The following is a 3,622-nucleotide window of genomic DNA, read 5'->3' as shown; positions in this document are numbered from 1 at the left end:
TGGCCGGCTTATGCTGGGCACACTGTTGGGTCCTGAGGCAACAGGCCGGTTTTCGCCCCTTTTGTGGGGGTGGGTGTGTTGTCGCTCCATCTTGGTGGTGGGGTGTGGTGTTTGTTTTGTGGATAGTGGTTGCGAGCATCTAACAAGCGAGGCTTTGGTCTTGTTTGTTTTGCAATTTTTGTTTCTTGGTTTTTGTGATTTGTAAGTGTTTAAGGGCGCATGGTGGATGCCTTGGCATCGAGAGCCGATGAAGGACGTAGGAGGCTGCGATATGCCTCGGGGAGCTGCCAACCTAGCGTGGATCCGAGGATGTCCGAATGGGGAAACCCGGCACGAGTGATGTCGTGTCACCCTCCGGTGAATGTATAGCCGGTGGGGAGGTAACGCGGGGAAGTGAAACATCTCAGTACCCGTAGGAAGAGAAAACAAAATGTGATTCCGTGAGTAGTGGCGAGCGAAAGCGGAGGATGGCTAAACCGTATGCATGTGATACCGGGTAGGGGTTGTGTGTGCGGGGTTGTGGGAGTGTCATGTCTGGGTCTACCTGCCTGGAGGACAGTGAAAAAGTGTTGTGGTTAGCGGAAGTGGCTTGGGATGGCCTGCCGTAGACGGTGAGAGCCCGGTACGTGAAAACCCGATACCTGTCTTGTGATGTTTCCCGAGTAGCAGCGGGCCCGTGGAATCTGCTGTGAATCTGCCGGGACCACCCGGTAAGCCTGAATACTACTCGATGACCGATAGCGGATTAGTACCGTGAGGGAATGGTGAAAAGTACCCCGGGAGGGGAGTGAAATAGTACCTGAAACCATGTGCCTACAATCCGTCAGAGCCCTCTCTTTGAGTGGGGTGATGGCGTGCCTTTTGAAGAATGAGCCTGCGAGTCACCGGCACGTCGCGAGGTTAACCCGTGTGGGGTAGCCGCAGCGAAAGCGAGTCTGAATAGGGCGTATCCAATCCGTTGGGGTTGGTGTAGTGGCGTGTTGTGGACCCGAAGCGGAGTGATCTACCCATGGCCAGGGTGAAGCGCGGGTAAGACCGCGTGGAGGCCCGAACCCACTTAGGTTGAAGACTGAGGGGATGAGTTGTGGGTAGGGGTGAAAGGCCAATCAAACTCCGTGATAGCTGGTTCTCCCCGAAATGCATTTAGGTGCAGCGTTGCGTGTTTCTCACCGGAGGTAGAGCTACTGGATGGCCGATGGGCCCTACTAGGTTACTGACGTCAGCCAAACTCCGAATGCCGGTGAGTGTAAGCGTGGCAGTGAGACGGCGGGGGATAAGCTCCGTGCGTCGAGAGGGAAACAGCCCAGATCGCCGGCTAAGGCCCCAAAGCGTGTGCTAAGTGGAAAAGGATGTGCAGTCGCTTAGACAACCAGGAGGTTGGCTTAGAAGCAGCCACCCTTGAAAGAGTGCGTAATAGCTCACTGGTCAAGTGATTGTGCGCCGATAATGTAGCGGGGCTCAAGCACACCGCCGAAGCCGCGGCAATACGTAAGTATTGGGTAGGGGAGCGTCCTGCATCCGGTGAAGCCACAGAGTGATCTAGTGGTGGAGGGTGTGGGAGTGAGAATGCAGGCATGAGTAGCGATGAGGCAAGTGAGAACCTTGCCCGCCGAAAGACCAAGGGTTCCTGGGCCAGGCCAGTCCTCCCAGGGTGAGTCGGGACCTAAGGCGAGGCCGACAGGCGTAGTCGATGGACAACGGGTTGATATTCCCGTACCCGTGTGTGGGCGTCCCTGATGAATCCATTCTGCTAACCACCCAAATGGTGGTCGATCTATCCCTTCGGGGTGCGACGATTGCCGGCTGCGTGGGACCCGGGTGGGTAGTAGTCAAGCGATGGGGTGACGCAGGAAGGTAGCCGTACCAGTCAGTGGTAATACTGGGGCAAGCCCGTAGGAAGTCAGATAGGCAAATCCGTCTGGCATATATTCCGAGAGGTGATGCATAGCCGTTTGCGGCGAATTCGGTGATCCTATGCTGCCAAGAAAAGCCTCTAGCGAGCACATACACGGCCCGTACCCCAAACCAACACAGGTGGTCAGGTAGAGAATACCAAGGCGTACGAGTGAACTATGGTTAAGGAACTCGGCAAAATACCCCCGTAACTTCGGGAGAAGGGGGACCCTCATACCGTCATGGCCTTCGCGGCCGGCAGCGGGAGGGGGTCGCAGAAACCAGTGAGAAGCGACTGTTTACTAAAAACACAGGTCCGTGCGAAGTCGCAAGACGATGTATACGGACTGACGCCTGCCCGGTGCTGGAAGGTTAAGAGGACCGGTTAACCCTTCGGGGTGAAGCTGAGAATTTAAGCCCCAGTAAACGGCGGTGGTAACTATAACCATCCTAAGGTAGCGAAATTCCTTGTCGGGTAAGTTCCGACCTGCACGAATGGCGTAACGACTTCTCAACTGTCTCAACCATAGACTCGGCGAAATTGCATTACGAGTAAAGATGCTCGTTACGCGCGGCAGGACGAAAAGACCCCGGGACCTTCACTATAGCTTGGTATTGATGTTCGATGCGGTTTGTGTAGGATAGGTGGGAGACTGTGAAACTCGCACGCCAGTGTGGGTGGAGTCGTTGTTGAAATACCACTCTGATCGTATTGGACCTCTAACTTCGAACCATGAAGCTGGTTCAGGGACAGTGCCTGGTGGGTAGTTTAACTGGGGCGGTTGCCTCCTAAAATGTAACGGAGGCGCCCAAAGGTTCCCTCAACCTGGACGGCAATCAGGTGTTGAGTGTAAGTGCACAAGGGAGCTTGACTGTAAGACTGACACGTCAAACAGGGACGAAAGTCGGGACTAGTGATCCGGCACCCCCGAGTGGAAGGGGTGTCGCTCAACGGATAAAAGGTACCCCGGGGATAACAGGCTGATCTTCCCCAAGAGTCCATATCGACGGGATGGTTTGGCACCTCGATGTCGGCTCGTCGCATCCTGGGGCTGGAGCAGGTCCCAAGGGTTGGGCTGTTCGCCCATTAAAGCGGCACGCGAGCTGGGTTTAGAACGTCGTGAGACAGTTCGGTCTCTATCCGCCGCGCGCGTCAGAATCTTGAGGAAACCTGTCCCTAGTACGAGAGGACCGGGACGGACGAACCTCTGGTATACCAGTTGTTCCACCAGGAGCACGGCTGGATGGCTACGTTCGGACAGGATAACCGCTGAAAGCATCTAAGCGGGAAACCTACTCCAAGACCAGGATTCTCACCCTTTTAGAGGGATAAGGCCCCCCGCAGACCACGGGATCGATAGACCAGACCTAGAAGCACCGCAAGGTGTGCAGGGAACTGGCACTAACCGGCCGAAAACTTACAACACAAAGAAACAAACACGTGTTGCCCGCAACCACACCACAAAATACTTAAAGACCCACACCCCACCACCAAACACAAACGTGGTGACACCGGTGGACCCCCCAACGGGACAGGTCCACCCCGCAAGGAAAAAGAAAATAGAGTTACGGCGGAAATAGCGACAGGGAAACGCCCGGTCCCATCCCGAACCCGGAAGCTAAGCCTGTCAGCGCCGATGATACTGCCCACACGGGTGGAAAAGTAGGACACCGCCGAACACAACATTAAGACCTGTGCCCCCCAAGAAATTGGGGGGCACAGGCATTT

At 55.5% G+C, this 3,622-nt stretch carries 2 rRNA genes; both read left to right on the top strand.

From position 1 onward, the window contains the following. Positions 1-199: 199 nt before the first annotated feature. A 23S ribosomal RNA gene (locus tag ACJH5R_RS22840) occupies positions 200-3,319 on the top strand. 141 nt (positions 3,320-3,460) lie between these two features. Next, positions 3,461-3,573, top strand: a 5S ribosomal RNA gene (gene rrf / locus ACJH5R_RS22835). Positions 3,574-3,622 lie beyond the last annotated feature (49 nt).

This window comes from Mycobacterium sp. SMC-19 (assembly GCF_045310815.1).
Lineage (GTDB): Bacteria > Actinomycetota > Actinomycetes > Mycobacteriales > Mycobacteriaceae > Mycobacterium.
The sequence above is the reverse complement of the archived record's forward strand: the minus strand, read 5'-3'. Positions and strand labels throughout refer to the sequence as shown.